Source organism: Nocardioides jiangxiensis (genome assembly GCF_030580915.1).
Lineage (GTDB): Bacteria > Actinomycetota > Actinomycetes > Propionibacteriales > Nocardioidaceae > Nocardioides > Nocardioides jiangxiensis.
In genome coordinates, this window is sequence record NZ_JAUQTA010000001.1 from 1,781,871 (window position 1) to 1,805,726 (window position 23,856).

General features: G+C 72.2%; 24 protein-coding genes and 1 tRNA gene. 10 read left to right on the forward strand and 15 right to left on the reverse strand.

The genetic code is table 11. From position 1 onward, the window contains the following. Nucleotides 1-13: 13 nt before the first annotated feature. Complete coding sequence (locus tag Q5722_RS08615) at nucleotides 14-1,225, reverse strand: MFS transporter (RefSeq protein WP_305027803.1); 1,212 nt, start codon at nucleotides 1,223-1,225, stop codon at nucleotides 14-16. A gap of 92 nt (nucleotides 1,226-1,317) precedes the next feature. Between Q5722_RS08615 and Q5722_RS08620 the strand changes: the two genes are divergently transcribed. After that, nucleotides 1,318-1,662 (forward strand): ArsR/SmtB family transcription factor, encoded by a 345-nt coding sequence (locus tag Q5722_RS08620; protein ID WP_305027804.1) that lies wholly within the window; start codon nucleotides 1,318-1,320, stop codon nucleotides 1,660-1,662. 76 nt (nucleotides 1,663-1,738) lie between these two features. Here the strand turns inward: Q5722_RS08620 and Q5722_RS08625 are convergent, their stop codons facing one another. The 7 genes from Q5722_RS08625 to Q5722_RS08655 form a co-directional block, all read right to left on the reverse strand. Next, nucleotides 1,739-4,246 carry an amidohydrolase family protein gene (locus Q5722_RS08625; protein WP_305027805.1) on the reverse strand — a complete coding sequence of 836 codons (2,508 nt, stop codon included), beginning with the start codon at nucleotides 4,244-4,246 and terminating at the stop codon, nucleotides 1,739-1,741. 43 nt (nucleotides 4,247-4,289) lie between these two features. Next, on the reverse strand, nucleotides 4,290-5,564 hold the full coding sequence (locus tag Q5722_RS08630) for an MFS transporter (RefSeq protein WP_305027806.1): 1,275 nt from the start codon (nucleotides 5,562-5,564) through the stop codon (nucleotides 4,290-4,292). Further along, nucleotides 5,561-6,757 (reverse strand): MFS transporter, encoded by a 1,197-nt coding sequence (locus Q5722_RS08635; RefSeq protein WP_305027807.1) that lies wholly within the window; start codon nucleotides 6,755-6,757, stop codon nucleotides 5,561-5,563. The genes Q5722_RS08630 and Q5722_RS08635 overlap by 4 nt, the downstream gene beginning before the upstream one ends. Before the next feature lie 93 nt (nucleotides 6,758-6,850). Further along, complete coding sequence (locus tag Q5722_RS08640; RefSeq protein ID WP_305027808.1) at nucleotides 6,851-7,333, reverse strand: SixA phosphatase family protein; 483 nt, start codon at nucleotides 7,331-7,333, stop codon at nucleotides 6,851-6,853. A gap of 218 nt (nucleotides 7,334-7,551) precedes the next feature. Next, nucleotides 7,552-8,889: an amidase gene (locus Q5722_RS08645; RefSeq protein ID WP_305027809.1), complete on the reverse strand. Its 1,338-nt coding sequence runs from the start codon at nucleotides 8,887-8,889 to the stop codon at nucleotides 7,552-7,554. A gap of 100 nt (nucleotides 8,890-8,989) precedes the next feature. Then, a tRNA-Pro gene (locus Q5722_RS08650) sits at nucleotides 8,990-9,063 on the reverse strand. Nucleotides 9,064-9,204: 141 nt separating this feature from the next. Further along, a complete protein-coding gene (locus tag Q5722_RS08655) occupies nucleotides 9,205-10,128 on the reverse strand; it encodes a metallophosphoesterase (protein WP_305027810.1) in 924 nt (307 codons plus the stop codon). A gap of 27 nt (nucleotides 10,129-10,155) precedes the next feature. Between Q5722_RS08655 and Q5722_RS08660 the strand changes: the two genes are divergently transcribed. After that, nucleotides 10,156-10,617: a GatB/YqeY domain-containing protein gene (locus Q5722_RS08660; protein WP_305027811.1), complete on the forward strand. Its 462-nt coding sequence runs from the start codon at nucleotides 10,156-10,158 to the stop codon at nucleotides 10,615-10,617. 65 nt (nucleotides 10,618-10,682) lie between these two features. Here Q5722_RS08660 and Q5722_RS08665 read toward each other — a convergent pair whose 3' ends face one another. Then, entirely contained in the window at nucleotides 10,683-13,046 is a 2,364-nt protein-coding gene (locus tag Q5722_RS08665) for a penicillin-binding protein (protein ID WP_305027812.1), read from the reverse strand. A gap of 171 nt (nucleotides 13,047-13,217) precedes the next feature. Between Q5722_RS08665 and Q5722_RS08670 the strand changes: the two genes are divergently transcribed. Continuing rightward, complete coding sequence (locus tag Q5722_RS08670; protein WP_305027813.1) at nucleotides 13,218-13,499, forward strand: WhiB family transcriptional regulator; 282 nt, start codon at nucleotides 13,218-13,220, stop codon at nucleotides 13,497-13,499. A gap of 24 nt (nucleotides 13,500-13,523) precedes the next feature. Here the strand turns inward: Q5722_RS08670 and bagB are convergent, their stop codons facing one another. Both bagB and bagA read right to left on the reverse strand, forming a co-directional pair. Then, the gene (bagB, locus tag Q5722_RS08675) at nucleotides 13,524-14,723 is read right to left on the reverse strand and encodes an ArsA family ATPase (RefSeq protein ID WP_305027814.1); all 1,200 of its coding nucleotides are present in this window, start codon (nucleotides 14,721-14,723) and stop codon (nucleotides 13,524-13,526) included. Beyond that, complete coding sequence (gene bagA / locus Q5722_RS08680; protein WP_305027815.1) at nucleotides 14,720-15,733, reverse strand: ATPase BagA; 1,014 nt, start codon at nucleotides 15,731-15,733, stop codon at nucleotides 14,720-14,722. Before bagA ends, bagB begins: the two co-directional genes overlap by 4 nt. A 76-nt stretch (nucleotides 15,734-15,809) precedes the next feature. On the opposite strand from bagA, the gene Q5722_RS08685 reads away from it, so the two are divergent. The 7 genes from Q5722_RS08685 (at nucleotide 15,810) to Q5722_RS08715 (ending at nucleotide 20,472) form a co-directional block, all read left to right on the forward strand. Continuing rightward, nucleotides 15,810-16,268: a carboxymuconolactone decarboxylase family protein gene (locus Q5722_RS08685; protein WP_305027816.1), complete on the forward strand. Its 459-nt coding sequence runs from the start codon at nucleotides 15,810-15,812 to the stop codon at nucleotides 16,266-16,268. A 32-nt stretch (nucleotides 16,269-16,300) separates the two neighbouring features. Next, nucleotides 16,301-16,456 carry a Sp36 family protein gene (gene sp36 / locus Q5722_RS08690; RefSeq protein ID WP_305027817.1) on the forward strand — a complete coding sequence of 52 codons (156 nt, stop codon included), beginning with the start codon at nucleotides 16,301-16,303 and terminating at the stop codon, nucleotides 16,454-16,456. A 4-nt stretch (nucleotides 16,457-16,460) separates the two neighbouring features. Further along, on the forward strand, nucleotides 16,461-16,922 hold the full coding sequence (locus Q5722_RS08695) for a RidA family protein (protein WP_305027818.1): 462 nt from the start codon (nucleotides 16,461-16,463) through the stop codon (nucleotides 16,920-16,922). Between the two features lie 14 nt (nucleotides 16,923-16,936). Beyond that, nucleotides 16,937-17,869 (forward strand): NUDIX hydrolase, encoded by a 933-nt coding sequence (locus Q5722_RS08700; protein ID WP_305027819.1) that lies wholly within the window; start codon nucleotides 16,937-16,939, stop codon nucleotides 17,867-17,869. Then, on the forward strand, nucleotides 17,866-18,699 hold the full coding sequence (locus Q5722_RS08705; RefSeq protein WP_305027820.1) for an MBL fold metallo-hydrolase: 834 nt from the start codon (nucleotides 17,866-17,868) through the stop codon (nucleotides 18,697-18,699). Before Q5722_RS08700 ends, Q5722_RS08705 begins: the two co-directional genes overlap by 4 nt. A 114-nt stretch (nucleotides 18,700-18,813) precedes the next feature. Beyond that, nucleotides 18,814-20,019, forward strand: coding sequence for a Na+/H+ antiporter NhaA (gene nhaA, locus Q5722_RS08710; RefSeq protein ID WP_305027821.1), 1,206 nt, complete (start codon nucleotides 18,814-18,816; stop codon nucleotides 20,017-20,019). 60 nt (nucleotides 20,020-20,079) lie between these two features. Next, complete coding sequence (locus Q5722_RS08715) at nucleotides 20,080-20,472, forward strand: phage holin family protein (RefSeq protein ID WP_305027822.1); 393 nt, start codon at nucleotides 20,080-20,082, stop codon at nucleotides 20,470-20,472. A gap of 68 nt (nucleotides 20,473-20,540) precedes the next feature. Here the strand turns inward: Q5722_RS08715 and Q5722_RS08720 are convergent, their stop codons facing one another. From Q5722_RS08720 to nth, 4 genes are read right to left on the reverse strand one after another with little or no spacing between them, the layout of a single operon-like run. Further along, complete coding sequence (locus Q5722_RS08720) at nucleotides 20,541-21,716, reverse strand: MarP family serine protease (RefSeq protein WP_305027823.1); 1,176 nt, start codon at nucleotides 21,714-21,716, stop codon at nucleotides 20,541-20,543. After that, nucleotides 21,713-22,432: an NUDIX hydrolase gene (locus Q5722_RS08725; RefSeq protein ID WP_305027824.1), complete on the reverse strand. Its 720-nt coding sequence runs from the start codon at nucleotides 22,430-22,432 to the stop codon at nucleotides 21,713-21,715. Before Q5722_RS08725 ends, Q5722_RS08720 begins: the two co-directional genes overlap by 4 nt. Further along, entirely contained in the window at nucleotides 22,429-23,115 is a 687-nt protein-coding gene (locus tag Q5722_RS08730) for a TlpA family protein disulfide reductase (protein ID WP_305027825.1), read from the reverse strand. The genes Q5722_RS08725 and Q5722_RS08730 overlap by 4 nt, the downstream gene beginning before the upstream one ends. Next, nucleotides 23,112-23,837: an endonuclease III gene (gene nth, locus Q5722_RS08735; protein ID WP_305027826.1), complete on the reverse strand. Its 726-nt coding sequence runs from the start codon at nucleotides 23,835-23,837 to the stop codon at nucleotides 23,112-23,114. Before nth ends, Q5722_RS08730 begins: the two co-directional genes overlap by 4 nt. Nucleotides 23,838-23,856: the final 19 nt, after the last annotated feature.

A 23,856-nucleotide genomic window follows, 5' to 3' on the forward strand; every position in this document is an offset into this window, starting at 1 on the left:
CCTTACCCGCAGGTCAGCGGCCCGGTCGGAGGCCGAGCCAGCCGGCGGCGAGGCAGGCGACAGCGGCCAGCCCGGCGAACCACGGGTAGATCGCGTCCAGTCCCCAGGTCGTCGCCGCCCAGCCCGCGCCGATCGTCGGGAAGGCCATCGTGGAGTAGGCCAGCAGGTAGTAGGCCGACATCGTCTCGCCACGCCGGCCCGCGGGCACGACGTTGGAGAGGTGCCGCAGCGAGCCGCCGAAGCTCAGCCCGAACGCGCCGCCGAGGACCGCTGAGATCACGAAGACGGCGTACGGGTCGTGGCTGGCGAGGGCGGGGATCGTGAGCAGCAGGGAGGCTGCCATCCCGACGTCGCCGACGAGGGCGGAGCGTCGGGCCTCGAGGTCGGTGGCCGCGAGCTGGACCAGTGCGGCGGCGAGCGCGGAGACCGCGACGACGGCACCGCCGAAGACGAGGTTGTGCACGCCGGTCTTCTGGGCGGCCAGCGTGGGGAAGAGCGAGAGCAGCACACCGAGGACGGACCAGGCGGCCATCACGCCGAGCGCGGCGAACCAGAAGTCCACGCGGATCTCCGCGGGCACCGACGGCCTGGCGATGCGGATCGCCCCCCGGGTGGGGGCGGCGTGGGTCTCGCGCAGCGCGAGAAGGCCGATGCCCATCGCGACGACGAGCGCGCCGATGACGACGAACGGCAGCCGCAGCGGGTGGGGTGCGTACTGGGCGAGCAGCGAGGAGGCCAGGATCGCGACGGTGATGCCGATGTTGAACGCCGCCCCGCTGAGCTGGCCGGTCCGGCGGCCGTGGTCGGGACGCAGGTCCATCAGGGCGGCAGCGCCGGCCACGACGATCGACCCGACGGCGGCGCCGTGCAGCACCCGCGCGGCCAGCAGCATCCAGACGTTGGTCGCGAACAGGAAGATCACCAGGCCGACGACCAGCGTCGCGGTCGCGGCGAGCAGCACCGGCTTGCGCCCGACGGCGTCGGAGATCGTGCCGGAGACGAGCACGGCCGCGAGCGCGGCGAAGGCGTAGACCGCGAAGATCACGGTCGTGGTCAGCGGGGTCAGGTGCCACTCGGACTGGTAGATGCCGTAGAGCGGCGCCGGCATGCCGGAGACGCCGAGGGCGATGCCGGTCAGCGTGAGGACGAGCGAGTACGCCCAGCGCTGGCCGGTGTGGGGGTCGGACAAGGCGTGGATGCCGGGTGTGGCTGCTGCGCTCGTCACCGCGTACCTGCTTCCGGTAGGTTTGATGTACGTCGAACTCCTACGGTACGCCTGGTTCGATGAACGTCAAACCTGATTTCGAGGTGAGCGACATGACGCCCGACCCCGCTACGGCCGCCGCGCCCGCCGCGCAGGATGCCGCGATCCCTGTCGCCGGCATCCAGCAGCTGCTCGCAGCCCTGCAGGATCCGGTGCGCCTCGAGATGGTTCGCCGCCTCGTCGACGCGGGTGGCGAGGCGCAGTGCAAGCTCCTCTACGACGGCGTCGGCAAGTCGACTGCCGCCCACCACTTCAAGATCCTGCGTGAGGCGGGCATCACCGAGCGCCTCACCGTCGAGGGCACGACCTACCAGCGACTGCGCTCGGCCGACCTGGCGGAGGCCGCACCGGGGCTGCTCGACGCCGTCGTCGGTGCCGCCCAGCGCGAGACGGGGTGACGACGGCCGCCGCTCCTCGGGGGAAGGAGCGGCGGCCGTTGCGTCCGGGTCCGGCTGGCTCGCCGGAGTCGGGGCCTCAGCCGACCCGTCGTACGCCGGTGACGACGCCGGCCGCCGAGAAGTCCACGGCCATCCGGGCAGCGGAACCGTCGCGGTCCGTCGCGCAGGTCGTGTACGTGTGGCCGAGGCGCTCGTAGGGCTGGCCCACCGCGTCCAGCACCTGTCGGGTCGTCATGCCGGTGCTGACCGCCGCACGGAAGGCGTCCACGCTCCGGCGCTGGTCGGCGTTGCGGCACGCGTCGGGTGCGATGCCGACGGCGCGCTCCCACATCTCCAGGTACGCCTCCGCACCGCGGCTCATGTCCTCCTTGAAGCCCACGCCCTCGGTGCCCGCGACGTGCGCGGCGTCCTCGATCCAGTCGGGGTAGAGGCCGTACTGCGCCACGCCGTCGGTGTTGATGTCCCACACGCGCTGGCCGCTGACGCCCTTGTCGACCGTCACGCCGCCGAGGCCGGTGAACGGGTAGGTCACCGGGTTGGTCGCGTTCGCGCCGCGCGGGGAGCCCTGGGCGCCGAAGCCGTTCATGTCCGCGCCGTAGCCGAAGCCGAAGTAGTAGCGCGGGTCCGCCCAGCCCAGGTGCTGCCTCCACTTGTCGACGAAGCCGGGGGAGTCGCCGGCGTACGGCGTGACGAAGCCGCCCAGCTTGTAGATCCGCGGGTAGGCGTCCGGCGTCGACCACGAGTGGCTGGACAGGATCCCCGGGTGGCGGCCGTCGGCGGCTGCCTTCTCGTAGAGGTCGAGGGCGGCGTTGCGGCCGTTGACGCTCATGTGGTCGGGGTCGAAGAGGATCCCGTTGTCGATCATCTCGTTGAGCAGGCGCTTGCCGAGGTCGGTCAGGCCACGGGCGTTGCAGTGCGGGCCCGGCGGGTACGCCGGCACCGGCTGGGTGCCGCCGAGCCCGTAGAGCTCGCCGATCGCCCCGAAGATCGCGTCCTGCTGGGGCAGGGCGCCCTCCGGGGCGGTGAGCGGGCCCTGCAGCTTGTCGTGCTCGTCCTCGTCGTACGTCGACGGGCAGGTCCGCATCTGCAGGAACGAGCCGGTGTTGATGAAGTTGCCGAGGTTCGTGATGGTGCCCGTCGTGCCCTCGTCGCCCGCGACGCCGGTCAGGGCGTTGTCGAACTTGTTGGTGATCTCCATCTGGCGCACGCCCATCGCCTTCACCTCGGCGAGGCCGGCGTCGAGCTGCTGCTGGGAGCAGGTCGGCTGCCCGGCGACCACGTTGCACCCGAACGGCACGGACGTCTCGATGCCCATGATCACCGCGAGCTTGCCGCTGTTGATCACCTGACGGGCCTGGAAGGGGTCGGTGACGATGCGGTACCAGCCGCGGCCCGGGCCGCCGTACTGCGCGTCGATGTAGTCCTGCATCTTCCACATGTCCTTCGCCTGGCGGCGGATGGACTCCATGTCGTTGCAGGAGTTCTTCTTGAGCGGGTAGAGCTCACAGAGCACGTTGTTCTCGACGAGCAGGTTCGTGTAGACGCGCAGGCCGCCGCGCCACGAGCGCTCGAGCCACTTCCAGTAGACGCCCTGGTGGGTCAGCGAGTGCGGGTTGGGCCAGTCCTTGAAGGTCGGCCAGCCGACGGGGTCGTGACCGGTGCCGGGAGCCCGGCCGGCCAGGAAGTCGTCGAGCACCGCGCCCTTGCCGTTGGCGACCTGGTGGTCCGGACAGTCGACGAGGGCGTACGGCGCGCCGTAGCGGTGCCACGGCGGGCTGCAGATCACGCGACCGCCGAGGAACTCGTGGCTCATGCCGTGCGTGTGCGGGTCGACGTAGCCGCGCACCTCCTGGAAGGAGCTGGTGCCGGCGAACGGGCCGCCGCTGATGTCGACGTCGACCTCGGGGTACGCCGTGCAGCCCGTGGTCCGCGCCAGCGGGAAGGCCGAGGCGGTGCCGGTGGAGAGGCCGCCGGTCAGCGTGCGGTGCAGCGCCTTGCCGTTGGCCAGCGTGAAGGTGAAGCCGCCGGAGCTCGTGCGCTGGACCGTCCAGTCGGTCGTCGTCGACGGCTTGTCGACGCGGGTGACCCCGCCGAGGAGCGTGACGCCCAGGAACTTCCGGTCCGGCGTGTAGAGCAGGTAGCTGCCCAGGTCGGTGGCCTGGAAGAGGTAGGGCTTGCCGTTGAGCGTGTAGCAGCCGCCGGCCATCGCGTAGCGGTCCTCGGGGACCGCGAGGCGGGGACGGCCGAGGGTGGCGGTGGTCAGCTGCGGGTCGGGCATGGCGCGCTCGGACTCGACGTACGCCTCGGAGGCGGCGCGCTGCGCGTCGGTCGTCGGGTCGGTGACCAGGGCCGCCTCGGGGGAGCGGCTGAGCGCGTTCTTGACCGTGAGGTCGTTCTCGTCGTGGTCGGCGGCCGCGTGGATCGCGGCGAGCGTGCCGGCGACCTCGTGCATGGACCCGACCGGGTTGCCCGGAGCGGCGGCGTCGCTGCCACTGCCGAGCCCGCCGAACGCCGCCGCGAGGACGGTGGTCAGGGCGACGGCGCTGGAGACTCCGAGGCGGAGGAGGCGCGGGTCGGGGCGCATGGGCACTCCTTGGCAGGGCGAATTGTGACGACGGTCATATCGCTCAACGCCCTGCGCCTGCGCCGGTGACGCGGTAATTCACAAACGTTGGGACCGCGATTGACGCAATCACCACCAGTGCCACGACGAGTACGCCGCCGCCCGCCGCCGCGGCAGCTGCGCCGGTCAGCGCGGCAGCCCCGCCGTGTGCCACGTCCGCGATGCGCGGCCCCCCGGCCACGACGACCACGAAGACACCCTGCAGCCGGCCCCGCATCTCGTCGGTCGCGGCGGTCTGCAGCATGGAGGTGCGGAACGCCGCCGACACGATGTCGGCCGCGCCGCCGACCGCCAGGAACGCGGCCGCCACCCAGATCACCACGTGCGGCGACCACGCGGCGAAGAGGCAGGCGATGCCGAAACCGGTCATCGCCAGGCCCCACACGACGATCGCCGCCACCACCGCGACGCCCTGGCGGGTGACCCGGGAGACCCAGCCGCTGAGGATGCCGCCGACCACCGCTCCCGCGGGGATCGCTGCGAAGAGCAGCGCGAACGCGAAGCCGCCGCCGTCGTGCGGGCCCTCGAATGCCTGGTCGGCCAGCTGCGGGAAGAGCGCCCGCGGCATGCCGAAGACCATCGCGATCAGGTCGACGACGAACGACATCAGGAGCACCGGCTGTGTGGCGAGGTAGGAGAAGCCGTCGACGACGCTGCGCAGGCCCGGGCTCCCGCTGACACCCTCGACGGGCATCCGCGGGAAGCTGCTCACCGCCCAGAGCGGCGCCAGCAGGAAGAGCGCGTCGATCGCGTAGAGGCAGGCGTAGCCGGTGAGGGGGAGCAGCACGCCCGCGAGGAGCGGTCCGGCCACGGCGCCGGCGGTGAACACGGTCATGCCCAGCGCGTTGGCGGCGGGCAGGAGCTCCTCGGGGAGCAGTCGCGGGAGCACGGCGCCGAGCGTCGGGGACGACACCGCGAAGAACGCCTGCTGGACCGCGAAGACGGCCAGAAGGGACCACGGCCCCGCCGTACCCGTCGCGGCGAGGAGCCAGAAGAGAGCACTCGTCGCCATCAGGCCGAGCGTCGTGACCTGCAGGATCGTGCGGCGGTCGAGGTGGTCGGCGAGCGCGCCGCCCCAGAGGCCGAACACCACGAGCGGGACCAGGCCGAAGAGGCCGGTCAGGCCGACGTACGCGCTGGAGCCGGTGAGGGCGTAGATCTGTGCGGGGACCGCGACCACGGTCAGCTGGGCGCCGACCATGCTGACCAGGTTGGCGGTGAAGAGACGGCGGTAGGCGGGCACGCGCAGCGGCCGGACGTCGGCGAGCAGGCCCTTCACGCGAGCGGCCTCTCGCCGCGCACGGGCACCAGCGGGATCGCCGCGAGTGGGAAGAGGGCCGACAGGGCGAACGTCGCCGGGTGGCCGACGTGGGTGATGCTCGCGCCCGCGACCGGTGCGCAGAGGGCGGCGGTGAGGTACTGCGCCGTGTTCTGGAGGCCGAGGGCCCGGCCGCTCCAGTAGGGCCCCGCGCGCTCGGCCGTGGCGGTGAAGGCAAGGCCGTTGTCGGCGACGGTGATGACGGTGGCGGCTGTCAGCAGGAGGATGCTGACCGCCCACCCCAGCCAGGCGGTGAGGCCGAGGAGCGCCATCGTGACGACCGCGGCCACGGCGATCCAGCGCATCGGCCGCATGCGTCCGCCGACCACGTCGGAGAGCTGGCCGCTGGCGATCCGGCCGAGGGCGCCGAGCAGCTGGGTGCCGGCGACCAGCAGACCGGCGGTGCCGGGATCCCAGCCGCGGTCGTCCAGGAGCCAGACCAGCGCGTAGGTCCAGACGAGGAACTGCGGCACCACCAGCAGGATGGAGGCGACGTGGATGCGCGCGAGGTAGGTGTTGCCGCGGTAGGGGTTGGCGGTGTGCTCGACGGCCCGCTCCGGACGGGGAGGGTCGACGACGGTGACCGCGACCGCGAGCGCCGCGACAGCGGCGACCACCGGCGACACGGCCAGTGCCGCCGAGACTCCCTCGTGGGCGGAGACCACCGGGATCGAGACGGCCGCGATGCCGACGCCGGCCGGCTGTGCCATCTGCCGGATCCCCATCGCCAGCCCACGGCGCTCGGGCGGGAACCAGCCCACGACCACGCGCCCGCCGGCGCTCGAGGTGCTGGCGGCGAAGGCCCCGGCGGCGAACAGCGAGGCCCCCAGTGCGGCGGTGCCGTGCACGGCGGTCGCGGCGACACCCGCCAGCGCCGTGCCGCCGAGGCCCGCGAGCAGGACCGCGCGCTCACCGACCCGGTCGACCGCGGCGCCCCAGAGCAGCAGGGTGCAGAGGACGCCGATCAGCGGAAGCGCGGCGACCGTGCCGGCCTGCGTGAGGCTCAGCCCCCGGTCGTGCACCAGCACCGGGATCAGGAACGCCGCGCCGTTGATCGCGACGCTCGCGGCCGCCTGCGCCGCCGTGCTCACCGCCAGCATCGCCCAGCGCCGTCGCTCGCTCACCGCCCGTGCGGAGGCGGTGACGGTGGACATGGCAACCATTGTCCGACCTGCGTCCACCGGTTTGTGCGCCGGGCCCGCCGCGAACCGGTCAGCAGGCACCGATCGTCGGAGCGGGATCGGTGCCTACTGCTCGGTTCGCCGATCCTCGGGCGGTCGGCCGTGCGCGACGACCCGCGCGTCGCCGGTCCAGCCGTCGGCGAACGCGAGCACGGCGACCGCCGACGTCGGCAGCTCCACGCCCTCGCCGGTCAGCTCGGCGACGAGCTCCTCGAGGCCGGGGTTGTGGCCGACCAGGGCCACCGTCGTCATGGTCGCGGGGAGCGCCCGGACGAGGGGGACGAGGTCGCGTCCCCACGCGGCGTACACGCGCTCGTCGGTGACCACCTCGGGCTGGCCGTCGAGCGACTCCGCCACGACGTCCCAGGTCTGCTGCGCGCGCAGTGCTGGGGAGACGACGGCGAGGTCGACCACCGGGTGGTGCTCCGCGATCCATGCGGCTGACGCGGGCAGCTGGCGGCGTCCCCTCTTCGCGAGCGGCCGCTCGCGGTCGGGCTCGTCGCCGGACCAGTCCGACTTCCCGTGCCGTACGACGATCAGCGTCCGCATGGCAGAAGCCTGCCACGCGCATCCCGCCGAGACGGGGCCTGTGCCGAGACGGGGCGTGTGCCGAGACGGGGCGTGTGCCGAGACGGGGCCTGTGCCGAGACGGGGCGTGTGCCGAGACGGGGCGTGTGCCGAGACGGGGCGTGTGCCGAGACGGGGCCTGTGCCGAGACGGGGCCTGTGCCGAGACGGGGCGTGTGCCGAGACGGGGCCTGTGCCGCGCTAGACCGGTGCGACGCGCTGCCAGGGACGGAGCCGCTCTATCTGGGCGGCGACGCCGAGCAGGGTTCGCTCGGAGCCGGGCCGGCCGACGAGCTGGACGCCGACCGGGCGACCTCCCGCGTCGAGGCCAGCCGGGACGCTCATCGCCGGCCATCCGGCGACGTTCCACGGCGCAGCGAAGGGGGCATAGCGGGCATTGGCGAGCATGGTCCGGGTCCAGCCGGTGCGATGCCAGTCGCGCGCCTTGACAGGCGGCTGGGCCAGGGTCGGCGTGACGAGCACGTCGACGTCCTGGAAGAACTCCTCGGCGATCCGGCGCCAGGCCTCGCGGGGACCCGGCGTGGGGAGCCCGCGCCCCGCCAGTGCCCGCCCGAGCCCGGTGTGGACCTTGTTGCGCCGTTCCATCAGCGAGGGGGCGGCGAGCAGGGCCGCCTCCTCCGCCGAGCCGGTGGTCCAGAGCGCCAGGGCGGTCGAGGTCATCAGCGTGGCCGGATACCTCGGGGTACGCCGCGCGACCTCGTGCACCTGCGCGAGGAGCCGACCCGTGTCCTCGGCCGCTGCTCGCCATGCGGCAGCGACCGGGATGCCGGGCGCGGGCGCCTTGGTCGAGATCGCGATCCGCAGCCGGCAGGGCTCCTCGACCTGGGCGTACGACGGATCGCCGGCGAGCACGGAGAACATCAGCGCCGTGTCAGCGACCGTGGTCGCGAGCGGACCCTGTTCGGCCATGTCGTTCCAGGCGGAGGTCTCGGTGTCACGCGGCACGACGCCTCGTCCGGGCTTGATGCCGACCAGGCCGCAGGCGGCCGCCGGGATCCGGATCGAGCCCATGCCGTCGTTGCCGTGGCCGATCGGCACGTCGCCCGCGGCCACGACGGCGGCGGTGCCGCCCGACGACCCGCCCGGGGTCCGGCTGGTGTCCCAGGGGTTCCGGGTGATCCCGAAGGCGGAGTCGGTGGCGCCCCAGATGCACAGCTCGGGGACCCGGGTCAGGCCCACCACGACGGCTCCCGCATCGCGCAGGCGGCGTACCAGCAGGTGGTCGGCGGGCTGCAGCGCGTCGTCGGTGGCGCGGGAGCCACAGCGCATCGGCTCGCCGGCGACAGGGATGTTGTCCTTGATCGCGACCGGTACGCCGGCCAGCGGCAGCGCGTCGCGGTCGGCGCGGGCGTCGACCAGGTCGGCTTCGGCGCGGGCCGCCTCGCGGCGTACCACCTGCCATCCTTCGGTGACACCAGCCGTGCGCTCGATCCGGGCGAGCGCCTCCTCGAGTGCCTCGCGTGCCGTCAGGTGCCCCGCGCGGACGTCGGCGCTGATGGCGGTTGCGGTCCACTCCATGGAGCGACACTAGCCCCGGCCGGGGCCCGGATCGGCCGCTCGCGCACCGGAGAAGATGCAGTGAGGGGCCGGACCCTCGCGGATCCGGCCCCTCGACCTGTCGGGCTGACAGGATTTGAACCTGCGGCCTCTTCGTCCCGAACGAAGCGCGCTACCAAACTGCGCCACAGCCCGATCGTGAACCACTTGGGCTCACGAGCAGTGGAGCATACCGGGTCCGGAGCCATGCCCTGAAATCGGGTCTGCGCGGGGCCTGTGTGAGTGCGGCACGAGCCTCGTCTCGGCGCGGCACAGGCCCCGTCTCGGCGGGGAGGGTCAGCGCTCGACGAGGGTCATCAGGGTCGTCTCGGGCCGGCAGGCGACGCGGAAGCGGACGAACGGGTTGGTCCCCAGGCCCGCCGAGACGTGGAGCCACGCGGAGCCGGGGTCGCCGGGGAGGGAGTCGGCCGGGTGGCGGTGCAGACCCTTGACCCGGGCCGGCTCGAGGTCGCAGTTCGTGGTGAGCGCGCCGTAGAACGGGAGGCAGACCTGCCCGCCATGCGTGTGCCCGGCGATGATCGCGTCGTAGCCCTGCTCCGTGAACCGGTCCAGCGCGCGGAGGTACGGCGCGTGGACGACACCGAGCCGCAGGTCGGCGTCACGGGGCGCCGGTCCGACTGCCGCCAGGTCGTCGCGGCTGATGTGGGGGTCGTCGAGCCCGGCGAAGGCGATCTCCTCCCCGTTGACCCTCAGCCGGCCCGCCCGGTTGGAGAGGTCCAGCCAGCCAGCGTCCACGAACCCCGAGACGAGCTCGCCCCAGGGCAGCTGGGCGCCGTCGGTGTGCCGCACGCCGTCGTCGGGCAGCAGGTAGCGGAACGGGTTGCGCACGCCCGGGTCGAAGTAGTCGTTGGAGCCCAGCACGAAGACACCCGGCCGCTCCATCAGCGGGGCGAAGGCGTCGAGCGCGAACGGCACGGCGCGCATGTGCGCCAGGTTGTCGCCGGTGTTGACCACGAGATCCGGCGCGAGGTGGACGAGTGAGCGGACGAAGTCGCGCTTCCGTGTCTGGCCCGGGGTGAGGTGCATGTCGCTGACGTGGAGGACCCGTAGCGGAGCGTGGCCCGCCGGGAGGACCGGCACCGTCACGCGCCGCACCGTGTACGCCCGCGCCTCGCAGGCGGCGTACGTCGCCAGGGCGGCGCCGGCGGCCGCGCCGGCTGCCAGGACACCGCCAGCGAGCTGCAAACCGCTGGGGGACATGCCGGCAAGGCTGCCACAATGGCCCCCATGAGTGCTCTGAAGGACAAGCTCCGCGCCGACCTGACCACCGCGATGAAGGCGCGCGACACCGACACGTCCGCGACGCTCCGGATGATCATGACCGCCATCGGCAACGCCGAGGTCGCGGGCAAGGAGAAGGTCGAGCTCACCGACGAGCAGGTCCTCGGTGTCCTCACCACCGAGGCGAAGAAGCGCCGTGAGGCCGCTGCCGCGTTCGACGAGGCCGGCCGCACGGAGATGGCGGAGAAGGAGCGCACCGAGCTCGCCGTCATCGTGACGTACCTGCCGGAGCAGCTCAGCACGGAGGAGATCGCGAAGATCGTCGCCGACGCCATCGAGAAGACCGGGGCCGCCGCCGAGGGGCCGCGGGCCATGGGCAAGGTCATGGGCGTCGTCCAGCCCCAGGTCAAGGGGCGTGCCGACGGTGGCGCTGTCGCCGCCGAGGTGAAGAAGCAGCTCTCCGCCTGAGGGCACGCGATCACGCACGAAGGGGCGCGGACCTGTGTGGTCCGCGCCCCTGCGCGCTCAGTGCCTCAGTGGCCTGGCTTGGGCTTGCCGCCCCCGTTGGTCGGTGACGGCTTGTCGCCGCCCTTGGTCTTCTTCGGCTTCGGCTTCACGTACGGCGTGCCGTCACTGATGTAGATCGTGATCAGGTCGCCGCTGCCGGTGGTGGCTCCGCCGCCCGGGCTGGTGTACGCGACCGTGCCCTGCGGGTAGCTCGAGTCGACCTGGCCGCCCGAGATCGTGACGTTGAACCCGGCCTTCTCCAGGACCTTCTGCGCGTCGTCGGGGTTCATGCCCCCGACCGACGGCACCTGGACCAGCACGCCCTTGATGTCGGCGCTGTCGGGCTTGTGGAAGTCGAGGTCGGGCAGCCACTGCGCGATCGCGCTCATGGCCGCGGACCACATGGGACCGGTCGTGCCGGCACCCGAGCCGTTGGAGATGTAGCGCCCGCCGACGGACTGGCCGTTGAGGGAGATCGGGTGGCCGGCGCTGTTGACGCCGCCGATGAACGCCGACATCGCGAGGTTCGGCGTGAAGCCGGTCAGCCAGGTCGCCCACGACTTCGTCTCGGTACCGGTCTTGCCCGCCGTCGGCTGGCTGATCGGGATGCCGTACGCCGTGCCGCCGGGCTTGAACGCACCCTGGAGCACGTCGTCGACCGCGTCGGCCACCGGGCTGGGCAGCACCTGCGTGCAGTCCTTCGCGTAGGTCTTGACGACGTTCTTGTTGGCGTCGAGCAGGGCGGTCACCGGACGTGCGTCGCAGTGGACACCGCGCGCGGCGAACGTCGCGTAGGCCTCGGCCACCTCAAGCGGCGAGGTGACCGACGTGCCGAGCACCATCGCCGGCTGGCGCTCGTGCACGGGCACGTGGACGCCGAGCTTGTTGGCGATCTGCCAGGGCTCGCAGACCCCGGTCTTGCGCTCGAGCTGTGCGTAGAACGTGTTGATCGAGCCGGCGGTGCCCGTGTAGAGGTTCCGGGCACCGGCGTTCTGGCCACCGGCGTTGTGCACCGGCCACGTGCCCACGAAGTTGCCGGCGCCGGGGCAGTTGGCGAAGTCGGCCTGCGGGAGGTCAAGGAAGGGCGGTGCGTTGAAGGTCGTGGTCAGCGGGATGCCCTGGCGGATCGCCGCCGCGAGCACGAACGGCTTGAACGTGGAGCCCGGCAGGAAGCCGCCGGAGCCGCCGTACTCCTTGGGGACCACGTAGTTGATCATCGACTCGCCGCGCTTGGTGTTCAGGCCCATGGGTCGCGACTGGGCGATCGCGCGGACCGCGCCGGTGCCGGGCTCGACCATCGCCATGCCGCCGATGGCGTTGTCGGTGGGGTAGACGTAACGCTCGACTGCCGCGTCGGCCGCATCCTGGAAGCGCGGGTCGAGGGTGGTCTTGATGGTGAGGCCGCCGGACTGGAGCAGCGCCTTGCGCTCCTCCACGCTCGTGCCGAGGGACGGATCCTTCAGCAGGTAGTTGACGACGTAGTCGCAGAAGAACGGTGCGCGGCTGAACATGCAGCCGTTGCGGTTGGCCGTGATGTCGAGGCCGAGCGGCTTCTTGGCCTCGGCCTTCGCCTTGTCGAGCGGGATCGCGCGGAGCTGTGCCATCCGCTCGAGGACGATGTTGCGCCGGTCGAACGCCTTGTTGGGGTTGCGCGTCGGGTCGTAGCCGACCGGGTTCTTGACCAGGCCGGCGAGGAGCGCCGCCTGGCCGAGCGTGAGCCGCTTGGCGTCGGTCGAGAAGTAGTGGCGCGCGGCCGCCTGGATGCCGTAGACGCCGTCGCCGAAGTAGGCGAGGTTCAGGTAGCGCTCGAGGATCCAGTCCTTGCTGTGCTCCTGCTCGAAGGCGATCGCGTAGCGCAGCTCCTTGATCTTGCGCGCGACGCTCTCCTCCACGGCGGCGCGCTGCTCCGCCTTGGTCTTCGCCTGCGACAGCAGGGTCAGCTTGACCATCTGCTGCGTGATCGACGAGCCACCCTGGACGGTCTCGCCGGCCGCCTGGTTGGTGACGAGGGCACGCAGCGTGCCCTTCAGGTCGATCGCGCCGTGCTGGTAGAAGCGGTAGTCCTCGATGGAGATGATCGCCTCGCGCATCACCGGCGCGACCTGGGTCAGCGGCACGTTGACGCGGTTCTCGTCGTACAGCGTGGCGATCGGGGTGCCGTCCTTCGCGACGATGCGCGAGGCCTGCGCCAGCGGCTTCGTCTCGAGCCCCTGCGGAAGGTTGCTCATCGAGTCGGAGACGTCCCGTGCGGCGAAGCCGAGGACGCCGGCGAACGGGATGGCGAGGCCGGCGACGACGATGCCGAGGGCGACCGAGACGAGCGCCATCACCCACAGGTGTCCGAGCACCTGGTTGGGCGGAATGCGGTCGTCGTCCAAGGGATCAGACATGGCGTCAGCGTACGGGAGCCGGCTGAGAGCGCCCGTTGGACTAGTCCGAACTGACTACCCCGGTCTAGTCGTCTCGTGTCTGGTTAGGCCAACTGTCCAGATCTACGTTGCATGTGGGGAAAGACATGGGGCTCACTGGGGGACCCCTTCTTCTCGGAACGGGGTCAGGTCATGTGGGTTGAGGACTGGTCGATGCAGGCGGCGTGTCGCGAGACGCAGCCGGACTCGCTCTTCGTCAAGGGCGCGGAGCAGAACAAGGCCAAGCAGGTCTGCGCCAGCTGCCTCGTCCGCTCCGAGTGCCTCGCCGAAGCCCTCGAGAACCGCATCGAGTGGGGAGTCTGGGGCGGCATGACCGAGCGCGAGCGCCGTGCGCTGCTCCGCAACAACCCCGGCGCGTCGTGGGCCGATGTGCTCCGCGCCGCGAAGAGCGCCGGCGTGCGCGTCACCGCCTGACGGCTGCCCTTCGGCGGTGGGACCTCACTGGTCGGCCAGGAGCTGACCCACGCGACGCAGGCCGTCGAGGTCGTGGACGTCACCGGCCAGCGCCGGCACGACTGCCGTCGCCACACCGGGGTGGGCCGTGGCGAAGCGTGCGCGCAGGACGCGTTCGCGCTCGACGATCCGCACCCTGTCCGCGTGCAGCCGCAGCAGGCCCGCCGTGAGCTCGGCGGCGTCGCCCGGCGTGCCGGACCGCAGCCTCTCGGCGGCAGCCATCGCGGCATCGGCCGAGAGGTCGCCCGCGGGCTTCGGGCTGGCCCGGTTGACGACCAGGCCGGCGAGCGGCATCTGGTCGCCGGTCAGCCGCTCGACGAAGTACGCCGCCTCGCGCAGCGCGTCGGGCTCCGGTGCCGCCACGACGAGGAACGCCGTGCCGCGGTGCTGCAGCAGGGCGTAGGTCTGCTGTGCGCGCTGCCGGAAGCCGCCGAAGAGCGTGTCGAAAGCGGTCACGAACATCTTCAGGTCGGTGAGCACCTGCGCGCCGATCAGCTTCGTCAGTGCGTTGACGACGAGCGAGAAGCCGGCGCCCATGACCCGTGCCGGCCCCTTCGCGGGAGCGAGGAGGAGGCGGATGAAGCGGCCGTCGAGGAAGCTCGAGAGCCGCTCGGGGGCGTCGAGGAAGTCGAGAGCCGACCGCGAGGGCGGGGTGTCGACGACGATGAGATCCCAGGTGCCCTGCTCCTGCGAGTCGCGGTGCAGCTGGCCGAGCTTCTCCATCGCCATGTACTCCTGCGTGCCCGCGAACGAGCTCGACAGCGCGATGTAGAAGGGGTTCTCCAGGATCGCCCTGGCCTTCTCGGGGCCGGCCTGGGCGAGCACCACCTCGTCGAAGGTGCTCTTCATGTCGAGCATCATCGCGTCGAGCGAGCCGGTGCCGCCGACCCCCGGCACGGGCCGCGGGGTGTTGTCGAGCTGCTCGATGCCCATCGACTGGGCCAGTCGGCGGGCGGGGTCGATGGTGAGGACGACGACCTTCCGGCCGAGCTCGGCGGCGCGCAGCGCGAGCGCCGCCGACGTCGTCGTCTTGCCGACGCCGCCGGAGCCGCAGCAGACGAGGATGTGGGTCTGCGGGTCGTTGAGGAGCGCGTCGACGTCGAGCGCGGCCGCGGCTGCCGGAGCGCCGGGTGAGGTGGCGAGGGGGCCCAGCCGGGCGGAGTCGCGCGTCGTCGTGGTGATCATGCGAGTCCCTGCTCCCTGAGGCTGCCGGCCAGCTCGTAGAGCGCGCCGAGGTCGAGTCCGCCGGCGATCCGCCCGAGCTCGTAGACCTTGGTGCCCATCTCCTGGACCAGGGCGCGCTGGCTGTCCTCGAGGGCACGGCGCTCCGCGTGGTCGCGGGCCTCGGAGAGCAGGCCGTCGACGAGCGCGTCCGTGCCGGCGACGCCGGCGCCCGCGAGCTCCGTCGCGATCGCGCCGCGGTCCACGGTGTCGCTGCGGATCGAGGCGAGGTCCGCCTCGTCGAGGTCGCGCGGACGCACCAGGTTGACGATCACGCCGCCGACGGGAAGCTTCGCCTGGTGCAGCTCGGCGATGCCGTCGGCGGTCTCCTGGACCGGCATCTCCTCGAGCACGGTGACCAGGTGCACCGCGGTCTGGGGCGACCGGAAGAGCGTCATGACGGTGTCGGCCTGGGCCTTCACCGGACCGACCTTGGCCAGCCCCGCGAGCTCGCGGTTGACGTTGAGGAACTGCGTGATGCGGCCGGTCGGCGGGGCATCGAGGACGATCGCGTCGTAGCCGCGACGGTCCTTCGACGAGGTGCCCTTGCGACGGTCGGTCTTGGCCGCCTCGAAGACCTTGCCGGTCAGCAGGACATCCCGGACGCCGGGGGCGATCGTCGTCGCGAACTCGATGACGCCGAAGCGGTCGAGCGCCTTCCCGGCGCGACCCAGCTTGTAGTACATCGCCAGGTACTCCAGGAAGGCCGACTCGGCGTCGATGTGCAGCGCGTGCACCTCGCCGGGCTGCCCGCCCTCGGTGCTCGGCAGGCCGGCCGCGATCCGGCGCTCCTCGTAGGGGAGCGGCGGTACGTCGAAGAGCTGCGCGATGCCCTGGCGTCCCTCGACCTCGCAGAGGAGCACCCGCTTGCCGGTGCTGGCCAGGGCGAGCGCGAGGGCAGCGGCGACCGTCGACTTGCCGGTGCCGCCCTTGCCGGTCACGACGTGCAGTCGCACCTGGGGCCAGTCGCTCATGCGCTCGAGGTTAGCGGTCCCGCCTCACGTCGTGTCCACGGATCGGGCGCAACGTGGTGGGGGTCATGATGTCTCCGTGGACGCCCTCTACCTCGACAAGGCCAACCCCGACGTGTACGCCGGCTTCCGGGCCGCCGCGGACGCCATCGCCGCCGCTGCCCGCGACGCCGGCCTGCCCCGGCTGCTCACCGAGCTGGTGAGTGTCCGCGTGTCCCAGGTCAACGGCTGCGCCTACTGCCTCAACGTCCACACGAAGAAGCTGATGGACGCGGGGGAGACGGTGCAGCGCCTCGGTGCGCTGACCGCGTGGCGGGAGACGGAGCTCTTCGACGAGACCGAGCGGGCGGCGCTGGAGATCGCCGAGGCGATCACGACCCTCCCCGCCCCGGAGGAGCGGATCGCGGTCGAGTACCGGGTTCGCGAGGTGCTCAGCGACGCGGAGTTCGCGGCCGTCTCGTGGGTGGCGATCTCGATGAACGCGATGAACCGGCTCTCGATCACGAGTCGTCACCCGGTGCGGCCGCCCCGCGCCTGACGTGGCGCAGCACGGGGGCTAGCCTCGGATCCATGACCAAGTGGGAATACCAGGTGGCGCCCGTGCTCAACCACGTCGCGGGCCAGATCCTCAACAACTTCGGCCAGGACGGCTGGGAGCTCGTGACCATCACGGACAACGGCTCCGGCAACCTCGTCGGCTACTTCAAGCGTCCCGTCGAGGCCTGAGCCGATGACGGTCGAGGCACGTCTGGCAGAGCTCGGGCTGACCGTCCCTGGCGTGGTGCCGCCGGTGGCGGCGTACGTCCCGGCGGTGCGCTCGGGCAACCAGGTCTTCACCGCGGGCCAGCTGCCCATGCGCGACGGTGCGCTCCTGGCCACCGGCAAGGTCGGCGACGGTGTCCCGGCCGAGCAGGCCACCGAGTGCGCCCGCCAGTGTGCCCTCAACGCGATCGCGGCCGTGAAGTCCGTCGTCGGCGACCTCGAGAAGGTCGTGCGCGTGGTCAAGGTCGTCGTCTTCGTGGCGTCGACCCCCGACTTCACCGGCCAGCCGGCGGTCGCCAACGGTGCCTCCGAGCTGCTCGCCGCCGCTTTCGGGGACGCCGGCGTGCACGCCCGTTCCGCGGTCGGCGTTCCGGTGCTGCCGCTCGACGCGCCGGTCGAGGTCGAGATCCTCGTCGAGATCGCCGGCTGACGGCTTCTTCGTCGATGGACGCGCGCAGCCTGCCGCCGCACCTCGTCGAGCACGCTCGGGCGTACGCCGACGGCAGCCGCGTCGCTGCCGAACCGCGCGCCGCGTCGACCGTGGTGCTGCTGCGCAACGGTCCCGCGTCCCCGGCGCCGGGCGGCCTGGAGGCCTACCTGCTGCGGCGCCACGTGGGCATGGAGTTCGCGGCCGGCATGTCGGTCTTCCCCGGTGGCGGGGTGGACGCGCGCGACAGCGAGTTCGACGACGCCCTGTGGGCGGGGCCGTCCGTGGCCGAGTGGGCGGCCCGGCTGGAGTGCTCGGAGGCGGAGGCGCGCGAGCTGGTCTGCGCCGCGGTCCGGGAGACCTTCGAGGAGTCGGGCGTGCTGCTGGCCGGCACGGTGGACGCCGTGGTCGGCGACACCACCGGTGAGGACTGGGAGGCCGAGCGCGTCGCGCTCGAGACGCGTCAGCTCTCTCTGACCGACCTGCTGACGCGCCGCGGTCTGGTCCTGCGCACGGACCTGCTCGCCGGCCTGAGTGGCTGGCTGACCCCGAAGTTCGAGCCGAAGCGCTACCGGACCTGGTTCTTCGTCGCCGCGCTGCCGCCGGGACAGGTCACCCGTGACGTCTCGACGGAGTCGGACGCCGTCGCGTGGTGGTCGCTCCGCGACGCCATCTCCGCGGTGGCCGCCGGCGACATGCTGATGCTGCCCCCGACCGTGATCACCCTCGCCGAGCTGTACGACGCCGGCTCGGTGGACGAGGCGCTCGCGACCGCCCGGGCACTGCCGTGGGAGATGGCGGAGCCGGTCTTCGACCTCGCGACCGACCAGCTGGTGATCCCGGAGCGCTTCGGCGCCCTGGCCGCCGACGTGCTCGCCCGCGTGGCCGACGCGACGGCCGGTTCAGCGGCGGACGCGACGGCGGAGGCGACGGCGGAGGCCGGCGCATGAGCTGGAGGGGTGGGGACTTCGGCGTGCACGGCACGTGCGTGCTCGCACCCAACGCCAACCTGATGACCCTCGACGGCACCAACACCTGGGTGCTCCGCGTGCCCGGCTCCGAGCGGTCGGTCGTGGTGGACCCCGGGCCGCTCGACGAGGGCCACCTCGGCGCGGTCGCGGAGGTCGCCGGTGACGTCCAGGCCGTGCTGCTGACCCACCACCACGCCGACCACTCCGAGGCGGCGCGGGCGTTCGCCGAGCGGTTCGGCTGTGGCGTGCGCGCGCTCGACCCGGCGTACCGGCTCGGGTCGGAGGGTCTCGCCGACGGCGACGTCGTCGCGCTCGGTGACCTCGAGATCCGCGTGGTCGGCACGCCCGGGCACACCTCGGACTCGCTGAGCTTCTGGGTGCCGGCCGACGGTGCCGTGCTGACCGGAGACACCGTGCTCGGTCGCGGCACCACGGTGGTCGCTCACCCGGACGGACAGCTCGGTGCGTACCTGGACTCCCTCGACCGCCTCCACGCGCTGGCCGTGTCGCGCGAGCTGACCGCGATCTGGCCGGGCCACGGTCCGGTCATCGACGACGCGCTGGGAGCGCTGGACTTCTACATCGCCCACCGGCGCGACCGGCTGGGACAGGTCGAGCAGGCGCTGCTCGACCTGTCGGGGGAGCCCACCCTGGCCCGGGCGCTCCGCCACGTCGACCTCGACCCGGGCAGCGGCGCCATGCTCACCCCGGCGCGTGTCGTCGAGCACGTCTACCGCGACGTCGACCCGGTGCTGTGGGGTGCGGCCGAGCTGAGCGTGCGCGCCCAGCTGGCGTACCTGGCGCGCTAGGCAGCCGTCCTGCCCGCGCCTATCTGCAGATAGGCTCGTGCCCGGAGTGCCGGGAAGTCTGGTCGGCCCGCCCGTTGCCGGGCGGTGGGACCCCGCCGACCCCCGAGGAGCCGCATGCGCCCGATGATCCGCCTCCGCTACCTGCCCGACCTGACCGCGACGGACCGCTCGTCGGTCGGCGACTTCCTTCGCCAGGAGACCGTGGGCGGCGCGCTGGCCCTGATCGCCGCCGTGGTCGCGGTCGCCTGGGCGAACACGCCCTGGTCCGCGTCGTACGCCGACCTCCGCCACGTCCAGGCCGGGCCGCTGACACTCGAGCAGTGGGCCGCCGACGGCGCGCTGACGATCTTCTTCTTCGTGGCCGGCCTCGAGCTCAAGCGGGAGTTCGTCGTCGGCTCCCTCTCCCGCATCACGGACGCCGTCGTGCCGGTCGTAGCGGCGGTCTGCGGCGTGGCGGTCCCGGCGCTGATCTACACGGCGGTCAACCTCGCCCACCCCGACGGGCGTCCGGGCGGCTGGGCGATCCCGAGCGCGACGGACATCGCGTTCGCCCTCGCCGTCCTGGCCGTCGTCGGCTCGGCGCTGCCGCCTCAGCTGCGGGCCTTCCTGCTGACGCTGGCGGTGGTCGACGACCTGATCGTCATCGTCATCATCGCGACGTTCTACAGCTCCTCGCTGCACCTCGTCCCGCTCGCCGTGGCCGGCGCGGGGATGGTGGTCTGGTGGCTGCTGCAGCACTTCCGGATCCAGCTCTGGCTGGTCCACATCGCCGTCGCCGTCGTCACGTGGTGGTTCATGCACGAGAGCGGTGTGCACGCCACGATCGCGGGCGTCGCCCTGGGCCTGCTGACCCGCGTCCGGCGTGACCCGGGGGAGGCGGTGAGCCCGGCGGCGTTCCTCGAGCACCAGCTGCACCCGGTGTCGGCCGCGTTCGCCGTGCCGGTCTTCGCCTTCATGTCGGCCGGAGTGGCTGTCTCGGGCGGGGCGTCCCTGACGGCTGACCCGGTCGTGATCGGCATCGTCCTGGGCCTGGTGCTCGGCAAGCCGGTGGGCGTCTTCGGTGGCTCGTGGCTGCTGTGCCGGCTGACGCGGGCCGACATCGACGACGACGTGCGCTGGCGTGACGTCGCTGCCGTCGCTGTGCTCGCCGGGGTCGGGTTCACGGTCTCGCTGCTGGTCTCCGAGCTCTCCTTCAGCGGTGCCGAGCGCGAGGCTGCCAAGACCGCCGTGCTCGTCGCCTCGACGGTCGCGGCCCTCCTCGCGTCGGTCCTGCTCGGGCTGAGGAGCCGTGCACATCGTGCGTCTGCGCCGACGGCCTGACTCGTCGGGTGTGTAGAGTCGCGAAACGACCCGCCCGACCGCACAGGAGACCTTGATCCCGTGGCTGAGAACCTCCAGGACGAGCCGACGATCGGCAAGCTCGTCGTCGACGCCCAGCGCGACATCTCGAAGCTGATCTCTGCCGAGATCCAGCTCGCGAAGGCCGAGCTCGCCGTCAGCGTCAAGGCCGGTGGCTTCGGCGTCGTCTTCTTCGCCGTCGCGGCCTTCATGGGCCTGATGGCGCTGATCATCTTCTCGGTGACCGCGGCGTACCTCATCAACTGGGACGGCGACGGCCTCTCGCTGAAGTGGGCGTTCCTGATCGTCACCGGCTTCTACCTGCTGATGGCCGGACTGCTCGCCTTCCTCGGCATCCGCAGCGTGAAGAAGGTCAGCGGCCCGAAGCGCGCGATCGCGCAGGCCAAGCAGAACAAGTTCGCCTTCAAGCACTGACCTCGACACCAGCGCCCCGCCTCTCCTCCGGGAGAGACGGGGCGCTCGTGCGTTGTCGGTGGTCGGGCTCAGCTGGCGCAGCCGCCGGTGCCGACCCGCGTGGTCGCTGCGATGCCCCTGTCACGGGCCTCGGCCACGGCCTCGGGGGTCAGGGCGTAGCCGGTGTCACGGTCGGAGACCGACGCGGCGAAGATGACGCCGACGACGTTGCCGGCGGTGTCGACGAGCGGCCCGCCCGAGTTGCCGGGGCGGATCAGGCCGCGCAGCGAGTAGACCTCGCGGATCACCGATCCGTGGCCGTAGATGTCCGGCGAGCGCAGGCGCTGTTCCGACCGGACCCGCGCCGACTGCACGTTGTACGGCCCGTCGAGCGGGTAGCCGAGGATCGCCACCTTGTCGTTGGGCTTCACACCGGTCTCGAAGTGGAGCGGCTGGATGCCCAGGTCGGGCACGGCGAGCACCGCGACGTCGACCTCCGGGTTGTAGTAGACGACCTCGGCGTCCACGGTGCGGTCACCGACGAGCACCTTGGGATCGCTCACGCCGGCCACGACGTGGGCGTTGGTCATCAGCCGGTCCTCGCGGATCACGAACGCGGACCCCTCGACACCGCGCCCGCAGGCGTTGTTGCCGTGCACCTTGATGACGGCGGCACCCGCGCGCTGCACGTCGGGGTCCCGCACGACCTGCGGCGAGGGCGGGTCGACGGCCACGATCCGCTCGGGCGCGAACGGCTCCAGGTAGCGCGGGAAGAACGTCGTGCCGACCACGTCGTTGAACGCCTGGAGGCCCTGGAAGGCCTGGTCGGGCAGGGCCCGGTCGACGGCGGCGAGCACCTTGGACTCGCGCACGACGGGCGTGACCGGTCCCAGGCTCGAGCCGGAGATCGCCACGCCGAGCGCCCAGGCGACCAGCAGCACGGCGGCCATCGAGAGCGCGGCGCCGCCGACGGCGTCGAGCGCCCGCACCGGCTGCCAGTGGATCTTCGCGCGCACCCGGGCGCCGACGTACTGCAGGAGGGCCTGGCCGATCGTTGCGCACAGGATGACGATGAAGAGCGCGCCGAGGGAGACCCACAGGCCGGGTGACACGTCGCCGAGCAGGTGCGGGGCCACCCAGATGCCGAGGAACCCGCCGGCGAGCAGACCGACCGTCGCGAACGCGCCGGTGATGAACCCCTGCCAGTAGCCGGACAGCGCGTACGCCGCCAGCAGGATCAGCAGGAGCCAGTCGAGGAAGTTCATCGGGGGCCTTCGGGGAACTCGGAATTCGGCACCGGGTAGGCCGGGATCGGCCTGTCCTCGTTACCGCGTCCGACGATCATCCACTCCTCGACGGGCTTCTCCCGTGCTTCGTCCCATGGGCGTGTCCAGCCCACGTGGTCGAAGAGGCGCGCCACCAGACCGGCGGTGAAGCCCCACAGGATGCCACCGTCGGGCAGCAGGAACCCGGGTCCGCGGAAGCCGAGCGGGTGCACCATCGTCACGCGGATGGCCGGATCGAGCAGGACGTCGATCGGCACCCTGAGGATCGCGTGGACCTCGTCGGGGGATACGACCCGCACCGGTGACTCCTCCCGCCACCAGCCGAGGACGGTGGTGACGGCGAAGTTGCTCGGCGGGAGCCAGATCTCCGGCAGCGCCCCGAAGACGTCGACGCCGGAGGGGTCCAGGCCGCACTCCTCCTCCGCTTCCCGCAGCGCCGCGGCGACGGGGCCGTCGTCCTCGGGGTCGAGGCTGCCGCCCGGGAAGGAGATCTGACCGGGGTGTGACCGCATCGTGTGCGAGCGTTCGGTAAAGAGCAGGTCCGGGCCGCCCGGGCCCTCGCCGAAGAGCATGAGGACGGCGGCCTCGCGCGGGGCCGGCCCGTCGTCGGGAGCCGAGAAGCGGGTCAGGTCGCTGGCCTTCACGGTGTCGAGCGAGGTGACCACCTCGTCGAGCCAGCCGGGCAGGCCGCTCACGGCGTGGTCTCCGGGGCGCTGGCTGCCGGTGCCGGCTTCAGGGCGGCAGGCCCGAGGTGCTCGGCGGCCAGCTGGCGGAGCTCGTCGATGGACTCGATCTCCAGGGCACGGACCCGGCCCGTGTCGTGGCCGTCCTCGTCGTGCCACATGCTCAGCTCGCCGTCGGCGTCGACGAAGGCCAGCGTCGGCAGCAGGTTCACGGGCAGCCCGCCCTTCTGGTGGACGGCGGTCTCGGTGTCGGCGAGCAGCGGGAAGCGGACGCCGCTCGTGCGCGCCAGCTCGAGGGCGGCCGCCGGGTTGACGTCGTTGTAGTCGATGCCGATGACCGACACGCGGCCGGCGTACTGCTGGGCGAAGCGCTGGAAGATCGGCAGCTCGCGACGGCACGGGCCGCACCAGCTCGCCCAGAAGGTGATCACCATCGGACCGCGCAGCTTCGCCAGGTCGACCGACGGACCTCCGCCGAGGCACGGCAGGGTGACGGCGGGCAGGCCGTCCTTGTCGTGCGCGTGCTCGTCCGTCGTGGGCTCGGGGCAGGTCGCGATGTGGGCCTGGGCCTTGGCGGACCGCAACGCCGGGGTGTCGACGTCGATCCGCCGCTGCCCGAGGTCGCTGAGGCCTGCGCCGGGAGCGCAGGCGCTGAGGGCCAGCGCCGCGGCCGCGACCACCACCTGGCGCCTCATGCGCGTCCCTCCGTGCGGACCAGCTTCGCCGCCTCGGCCGGGTCGGTCGGCCCCTCGCCGTACGCCGGGCACCAGCGCGCCACGGGACACGCACCGCACGCGGGCCTGCGCGCATGGCAGATCCGGCGCCCGTGCCAGATGACGTGGTGGGAGAGCATCGTCCAGTCCCGCTTCGGGAAGAGGTCGCCGACGGCGAACTCGACCTTGACCGGGTCGGTCTCGTCGGTCCAGCCGAAGCGGCGGACCAGGCGCCCGAAGTGTGTGTCGACCGTGATGCCCGGGACGCCGAAGGCGTTGCCGAGCACGACGTTCGCGGTCTTGCGGCCGACGCCCGGCAGGGTCACCAGGTCGTCGAGGCGACCGGGGACCTGGCCGTCGTACCTCTCGACGAGGGCGGCGCTGAGCTTGAGGAGCGACTCGGTCTTGGCGCGGAAGAAGCCCAGCGGTCCGACGATCTCCTCGAGCTTGTCGCGCTCGGCGGCGGCCATCGCGGCGGGCGTCGGGTAGGCACCGAACAGGACCGGGCGCACCTTGTTGACCCGCTTGTCCGTGGTCTGCGCGGACAGGACGGTCACGACGAGCAGCTGGAACGGGTCGTCGAAGTCGAGCTCGCACTTCGCGTCGGGGTAGGTGGCGCCGAGGACGCGGTCGATCTTGCGGGCCCGGCGCACGAGGCCCGTGTCAGGACGCGAGTCCGGACGGGAGACGGGAGCAGCGGGCACGCGGACAGCCTACGGGTGC

Coding starts and splice junctions, on each gene's coding strand:
- Q5722_RS08645 (WP_305027809.1), bottom strand. CDS start 8,889: ATGGAGTGGACCGCAACCGCCATCAGCGCCGACGTCCGCGCGGGGCAC.
- Q5722_RS08730 (WP_305027825.1), bottom strand. CDS start 23,115: ATGAGGCGCCAGGTGGTGGTCGCGGCCGCGGCGCTGGCCCTCAGCGCC.
- Q5722_RS08635 (WP_305027807.1), bottom strand. CDS start 6,757: ATGTCCACCGTCACCGCCTCCGCACGGGCGGTGAGCGAGCGACGGCGC.
- Q5722_RS08665 (WP_305027812.1), bottom strand. CDS start 13,046: ATGTCTGATCCCTTGGACGACGACCGCATTCCGCCCAACCAGGTGCTC.
- bagA (WP_305027815.1), bottom strand. CDS start 15,733: ATGAGCGACTGGCCCCAGGTGCGACTGCACGTCGTGACCGGCAAGGGC.
- nhaA (WP_305027821.1), top strand. CDS start 18,814: ATGCGCCCGATGATCCGCCTCCGCTACCTGCCCGACCTGACCGCGACG.
- Q5722_RS08670 (WP_305027813.1), top strand. CDS start 13,218: ATGTGGGTTGAGGACTGGTCGATGCAGGCGGCGTGTCGCGAGACGCAG.
- Q5722_RS08660 (WP_305027811.1), top strand. CDS start 10,156: ATGAGTGCTCTGAAGGACAAGCTCCGCGCCGACCTGACCACCGCGATG.
- Q5722_RS08625 (WP_305027805.1), bottom strand. CDS start 4,246: ATGCGCCCCGACCCGCGCCTCCTCCGCCTCGGAGTCTCCAGCGCCGTC.
- Q5722_RS08640 (WP_305027808.1), bottom strand. CDS start 7,333: ATGCGGACGCTGATCGTCGTACGGCACGGGAAGTCGGACTGGTCCGGC.
- Q5722_RS08700 (WP_305027819.1), top strand. CDS start 16,937: ATGGACGCGCGCAGCCTGCCGCCGCACCTCGTCGAGCACGCTCGGGCG.
- sp36 (WP_305027817.1), top strand. CDS start 16,301: ATGACCAAGTGGGAATACCAGGTGGCGCCCGTGCTCAACCACGTCGCG.
- Q5722_RS08705 (WP_305027820.1), top strand. CDS start 17,866: ATGAGCTGGAGGGGTGGGGACTTCGGCGTGCACGGCACGTGCGTGCTC.
- Q5722_RS08655 (WP_305027810.1), bottom strand. CDS start 10,128: ATGTCCCCCAGCGGTTTGCAGCTCGCTGGCGGTGTCCTGGCAGCCGGC.
- Q5722_RS08720 (WP_305027823.1), bottom strand. CDS start 21,716: ATGAACTTCCTCGACTGGCTCCTGCTGATCCTGCTGGCGGCGTACGCG.
- Q5722_RS08695 (WP_305027818.1), top strand. CDS start 16,461: ATGACGGTCGAGGCACGTCTGGCAGAGCTCGGGCTGACCGTCCCTGGC.
- Q5722_RS08620 (WP_305027804.1), top strand. CDS start 1,318: ATGACGCCCGACCCCGCTACGGCCGCCGCGCCCGCCGCGCAGGATGCC.
- bagB (WP_305027814.1), bottom strand. CDS start 14,723: ATGATCACCACGACGACGCGCGACTCCGCCCGGCTGGGCCCCCTCGCC.